Genomic DNA, 6,157 nt, shown 5'->3' with positions numbered 1-6,157 from the left:
GTACAGATATAGTCAGAATATAATTGATGATAATATAAAATCATACGGTTAATAAGTTACTGGTAGAGGCTGATTAATGCTTCGTGGGCTTTCGTGTGTGTATATATTTATTTTCAGCAGGCTTTAATATTCAACGGATAGGATTATTATGAACATTCTAATAACTGGCGCTACGAGTGGTATTGGCTACGAACTAACAAAGCTATTAGCAAAAAAAGGACATGTTGTTGTTGCAACAGGACGGAATCAGGACAAATTAAATGAGCTAAGTACAGCAGTAGGCTGCCATACTTTACAAGCAGATTTAAGTTGTACTGAACAAACGCTTGAAATGTTTAAGCTAGCGCATCAGCATTTAGGTGAAATGGACGTCCTTATTAACAATGCAGGAATGATTTCAAGAAAGTGCTCTATTGATGAATTTACCCTCGAAGAGTTTGAGGATCAATACGCTATAAACTTAAGAGCGCCTGCACTCTTATGCCGCGAAGCACTGAAAGTGATGAAGCCGCTAAACTCTGGTCACATCATTAATGTCGTCAGTACTGTTGCTAAACGTGCGAACGAAACAATGAGCATTTATACTGCGATGAAACAAGGGCTAGCAGGGTTTAGCTCAATCTTAATGAAAGAAGCTCAGCCACATGGAATTAAAGTCACTTCATTGTTCCCCGGTGGAACAGATTCTAACTTTAGAGTTGCTGACCGGCCTGAATATATGTCACCAGAAAGTGTTGCTAAAACAGTGGCTTGTATCCTAGAGCTGCCGGATGACATTGTTATGCATGAAATGACATTCCGACCTAAAGTCGAACTAGAATAGTTTTTCTTGGCTTTGCTAATTGATTTGGCAAAGCCAGTTTACGAATTACATTAAGTCACAAACTCTAGCCTCAGTTTATTTATTACGACTACCGTCTTCTATGGTGGCGTAAAATCGCTTGTACTTCACCGTTATTCTCTATGCATTAATTGTGTGAGAACGTCTGTATTCTTATTGAACAAATTCATGTTGTGCATTTGTATGGTTTTAACGGTTACGTATCATGCAATGGTTTACAATTAACGATTCATTTATTGAACTTACTGAATTTACAAATTGAAACTTCTTTAATGCTTTTTTAAGTACTTACTCTATTTGCAAGCGTATATTTCTTAGTGTTTGTTTTTTTAATTTTATTGGTTTGCGAAAAATGAAAAATAATACCTTAAAATATACAGCGCTTAGTGTAGCAATCGTTGCTGCATTAGCGGGATGCGATAATAACAATAATACGAACGAAGTAAAAAACGAAATTGCATCTATTGCAGAATGTAAAACATTTGAACCTACACCGGCCGTTATTGTAAAAGGTGAGAATGACCAATTGACTCACCAAACCATCACGATAGGTGCGACAGGTGATATGCATGGTCGTATTTTTGCTTACGATTACGCACTTGATGGCGTCGATGTGAACGCTGGTTTCACCAAAATTGCGACCTTATTGCATGAAGAGCGCGAAAATAACGAAAACTTCTTAATGATCGACCTTGGCGATACTGTTCAAGGTAACTCTGCTGAACTATTTAATAACGAACCGTTACACCCAGTTGTTGAGACCATGAACTTCATGGATTACGACTTGTGGGTGCCGGGTAACCATGAGTTTGATTTCGAGCGTGCTTTTCTTGATCGTAACTTAGAAGGCTTTAATGGCTCGGTTATATCTTCAAATGTTGTATGGGACAAGAATGCGACTGATTGCCAGTCAAATGGTGAAGAAGTTCCATTCCTACGTGGTTACCAAATCTTTGATGTAAATGGTGCAAAAGTCGCAGTGATCGGCCTGACGCCATCATGGGTTAAAGTCTGGAACGCGTCCAACCCTGAAAACTTCCGTAACTTAGACTTTAAAGACGAGCTTATCGCTGTTGAAGAAACAGTTAATGCGGTTATTGGAGAGTACCAGCCTGATGTCGTGATTGGCGCATTACACTATGGCCGTAAAGAGCATGATCGTGGTGTTCATGAAATTGCATCAAAACTGGCTGATAAATTTGATGTGATCTTCATGGGACACGAGCACGCTCGCTTCATTGAGCAAGTCGAAAAAGGTGCAGATATTGCGGCTGAAATGCCAAATATTTCTGTTGATGCTGGTAACGAAGTAGAAGATAAAACGAAGTCTGGTGTTTACAACGCTGAAAATCGCCATGAGAAAGTAAAGATTATTGAGCCGGGCAACTGGGGTTGGGCATTAGCAAAAGCTGAAATCGAACTAGAAAAAGATAATAACGGTAAATGGCAGATTGTTGATACAACCATGTCAAACCGTACTGTTGCCGATGTGAAAGAAGATGCAACATTGCAAAAAGAAATGCAGCATGTTCATGATGCCTCTGTTGTTGATGCAAACATCAAAATTGGTGAAGTCATCGGCAACTTTACCAATGCTGCTGGTGGCTTTGCTGATGAAGCCGTCGGTGAAGAGCAGCACTTAAGCAGTGAAGGCCTGCGCTTATATACAACTATTCATACTAGTAAGTTGTATGACACACCATTGACTGATCTGATCAACCAAATTCAAATTAACAAAATTGAAGACAAGGTGGTTGATGCCGATGGCAACCCTATAAAAGTAGATGTATCGGCCGCGGCATTATTCTCAGATGCTTCAAACTTGTTTGATGGTCAAGAGTTCCGCAAAAAAGACAGTGCTAACCTATACATGTACGACAACCAGTTAGTGGCCGTAAATATTAAAGGCGATAAGCTGAAAGAGTACATGGAGTGGTCTTACGGCTACTTCAATACTTATCAAGAGGGTGACTTAACGGTTTCATTTAACCCTACTATTCCATCATACAACTACGATATCTTTGATGGTGATATTCACTATACCGTCGACCTAAGTAAAGAGGTTGGTGAGCGAATTGAGATTTCTCAAATTCGCGGCACTGACTTTAATGAGTCAGAAACATACGTGTTAGCCATTAATGACTACCGATTAGGTACACCTATGCTGAAAGTAGGGTGGATTTCTGAAGATGATGTGATTTGGGATTCTTCTGCAGAGCCTGTTTACGCTGTTCGCGATATGCTGACAGAGTACGTTGCTGAAACTGGCGTTCTTGACCGTAGCAAGTTTGAAAATACCAACTGGTATATTACACAATACGGCCCATCAAATGCCAACGGTGAAGTTGCAGCAGAGCAGAAGGGCGATATCCTTAAACTTCGTGAAGATGGCGCAGATGGTGAGGCACTTTGGAGCCGACTGCAAAACAAAGAGGTTTGTGTGATGCGTTCAGGGCCAGGCGCTCGAAATGCAATTAACGTTTCTATGAATATCACTGACGAAAATACTTGGTTTGTAAATCCGAACCATAAGCCTGATGCGACGAAAGATGAGTTATACAACGGTTGTGTTTACACTAATCAGTAATCACTCATAATCTTATAAAAGGCGCTTCGGCGCCTTTTTTAGTTTCAGTGTTAAGGTATAAGCGTCAATTCTCAATTTTGTTAGCCATTTAACTGTATTCTCATTAATGGTTTGTCGTTTTGTAAACAACGTTTGCTTTAACATTTGTCTAAATATGATTAGTATTTATCTGCTTTTTTGTGTGACTTGCATCACCCTTCAAGTTAATCTGCGTTCTTTCTATTTAAACATTTGCGTGAGGAAGATCACAATTGCAACCGTTTGCCTGTTCGTTTTCTGAGCGGTAAATTGTTTTTGATATGTTACTCTGAAACAAAAAGTCATCATGCAATGGTTTACAATTAACGATTCATTTATCGAACTTACCAAATTTACATTTATTTACACCTCCTATTGCTTTTGAGTTTTTATTCTATTTACTGGGCGTATATTTCTCGCTGTATTGATATTCCTTATTTATTGGTTTTCGAGAAATGAAAAAAAATACTATAAAATATGCAGCGTTAAGTGCTGCAATTATTACAGCATTAGCAGGTTGTAACAGCAGTAACAAGAATGACAAAAGTGACGAAGTGGATTACCCAACAGTTCGTCCACCAATTGTTGAGTGTAATACGTTTGAGCCGACACCATCGGTTATCGTAAAAGGTGATAACCACCAACTGACCCGCCAAACTATTACCATTGGTGCGACAGGTGATATGCACGGTCGTATCTTTGCCTACGATTATGCATTAGATGGTGTAGATGTTAACGCGGGCTTCACTAAAATCGCGACGTTACTTAATGAAGAGCGTGCAAACAACGATAACTTCTTAATGATTGACCTTGGCGATACAGTACAAGGTAACTCAGCAGAGCTATTCAATAACGAACCTATTCATCCTGTTGTTGAAACCATGAACTTCATGGATTATGACTTGTGGGTACCGGGTAACCACGAGTTTGACTTTGAACGCGCATTCCTTGAGCGTAGCCTTGAAGGCTTTAACGGCTCGGTAATCTCGTCAAATATCGTTTGGGATAAAAACTCAGAAGATTGTCAGTCAAATGGCGAGGAAGTTCCATTCTTACGTGGCTACCAAATTTTTGAAGTCAATGGCGCAAAAGTTGCGGTTATTGGTCTTACTCCATCATGGGTGAAAGTGTGGAATGCATCTAACCCAGAGAACTTCCGTAATCTTGACTTTAAAGACGAGCATATTGCAATTGAAGAAACCGTAAATGCGGTTATTGATCAATACCAGCCTGACGTGGTGATTGGTGCGCTTCACTATGGTCGTAAAGAACACGACCGTGGTGTTCATGAAATTGCTTCAGATCTTGCCGATAAGTTTGATGTGATTTTCATGGGTCACGAGCATGCTCGCTTTATCGAACAAGTTGAAAAAGGTGCTGACAGTACTGCAGAAATGCCAAACATCTCTGTTGGTGATAAAAACGAAGCGGAAGATAAAGACAAGTCTGGTGTTTACAATGCTGAAAACCGTCATGAAAAAGTGAAGGTTATTGAACCAGGTAACTGGGGCTGGGCACTAGCGAAAGCTGAAATTGAGCTTGAAAAAGATCAAGACGGTAAATGGCAGATTGTTGATACAACTATGTCGAACCGTACGGTTGCTGATGTTGAAGAAGATGCTGCGCTTCAAAATGAAATGCAGCATATTCATGATGAATCTGTAACTGATGCAAATATTATGATCGGTAAAGTGGTTGGTAACTTCACAAACTCTGCAAATGGTAAAGCCGATGAAGCGGTAGGTGAAGAGCAAGTACTTAACAGTGAAGGTTTACGCCTGTATTCAACGATTCATAATGGCAAATTGTCTGACATGCCATTGACTGATCTGATCAACCAAATTCAAATCATGAATATCGAAGAGAAAGCGGGTGTGAAGGTAGATGTATCTGCTGCTGCACTATTCTCTGATGGTTCAAATCTATTTGATGGTCAAGAATACCGTAAGAAAGACAGTGCTAACCTGTACATGTATGACAACCAGCTTGTTGCGGTAAATATTACAGGTGAAAACCTGAAAGAGTACATGGAGTGGTCTTACAGCTACTTTAATACGTATCAAGAAGGTGATATTACCGTTTCATTTGATCCGGATGTACCTTCATTTAACTACGATATTTTCGATGGCGATATCCATTACGTGGTTGATTTAAGTAAAGAAGTTGGTGAACGAGTTAAAATTAAAGAGATTCGTGGTACTTCTTTTGAAGAATCAAATACATATGTATTAGCGATTAACGATTACCGCTTTGGCTCGCCGATGAAAGAAGTGGGCTGGGTGACAGAGGAAGACGTGATTTGGGAATCTTCTGCTGAACAGATTTACGCGGTACGTGACATGCTAACGGCTTATGTTGCCGAGAAAGGTGTGTTAGAACGTAGTGAGTTTGAAAACAATAACTGGTACATCAAACAGTACGGTCCATCTGATGCTAACGGTGTGGTAGCGGATGATGTTAAAGGTGATATCTTAACGCTTCGTGAAGGTGAGGGTAAAGAGCTTTGGGGACGCTTACAAAACAAAGAAATTTGTGTGATGCGCTCAGGCCCTGGTGCCCGTGATGCGATAAATGTATCAATGAATGTTACGAATGAAAACTCTTGGTTCGTTAACCCGAATGCTGGTAGCTCATCTCTAACTGATTTATATAACGGTTGCGTTTATACTAATCAACCAAACTAAGCTCTTAGCTAAGTCATATAAATAAAG

Annotated in this window: 3 protein-coding genes; all 3 read left to right on the top strand. The window is 39.9% G+C overall.

Going from position 1 to position 6,157, the window contains the following annotated elements:
• Positions 1 to 148: 148 nt before the first annotated feature.
• The 3 genes from L4D78_RS26510 to L4D78_RS26500 all read left to right on the top strand — a co-directional run bounded on the left by L4D78_RS26510 (position 149) and on the right by L4D78_RS26500 (position 6,130).
• The gene (locus L4D78_RS26510) at positions 149 to 823 is read left to right on the top strand and encodes an SDR family oxidoreductase (RefSeq protein ID WP_428469708.1); all 675 of its coding nucleotides are present in this window, start codon (positions 149 to 151) and stop codon (positions 821 to 823) included.
• Between the two features lie 370 nt (positions 824 to 1,193).
• Entirely contained in the window at positions 1,194 to 3,428 is a 2,235-nt protein-coding gene (locus L4D78_RS26505; protein ID WP_428469707.1) for a bifunctional metallophosphatase/5'-nucleotidase, read from the top strand.
• A 473-nt stretch (positions 3,429 to 3,901) separates the two neighbouring features.
• Positions 3,902 to 6,130 carry a bifunctional metallophosphatase/5'-nucleotidase gene (locus L4D78_RS26500; protein WP_428469706.1) on the top strand — a complete coding sequence of 743 codons (2,229 nt, stop codon included), beginning with the start codon at positions 3,902 to 3,904 and terminating at the stop codon, positions 6,128 to 6,130.
• The last annotated feature ends 27 nt before the right edge of the window (positions 6,131 to 6,157 follow it).

Source organism: Photobacterium minamisatsumaniensis, assembly GCF_050336695.1.
GTDB lineage: Bacteria > Pseudomonadota > Gammaproteobacteria > Enterobacterales > Vibrionaceae > Photobacterium > Photobacterium minamisatsumaniensis.
This window is presented reverse-complemented; position numbering and strand designations above follow the sequence as displayed.

Excerpts from the sequence above, each read along its gene's own strand:
- L4D78_RS26505 (WP_428469707.1), top strand. The coding sequence starts at position 1,194 with ATGAAAAATAATACCTTAAAATATACAGCGCTTAGTGTAGCAATCGTT.
- L4D78_RS26510 (WP_428469708.1), top strand. The coding sequence starts at position 149 with ATGAACATTCTAATAACTGGCGCTACGAGTGGTATTGGCTACGAACTA.
- L4D78_RS26500 (WP_428469706.1), top strand. The coding sequence starts at position 3,902 with ATGAAAAAAAATACTATAAAATATGCAGCGTTAAGTGCTGCAATTATT.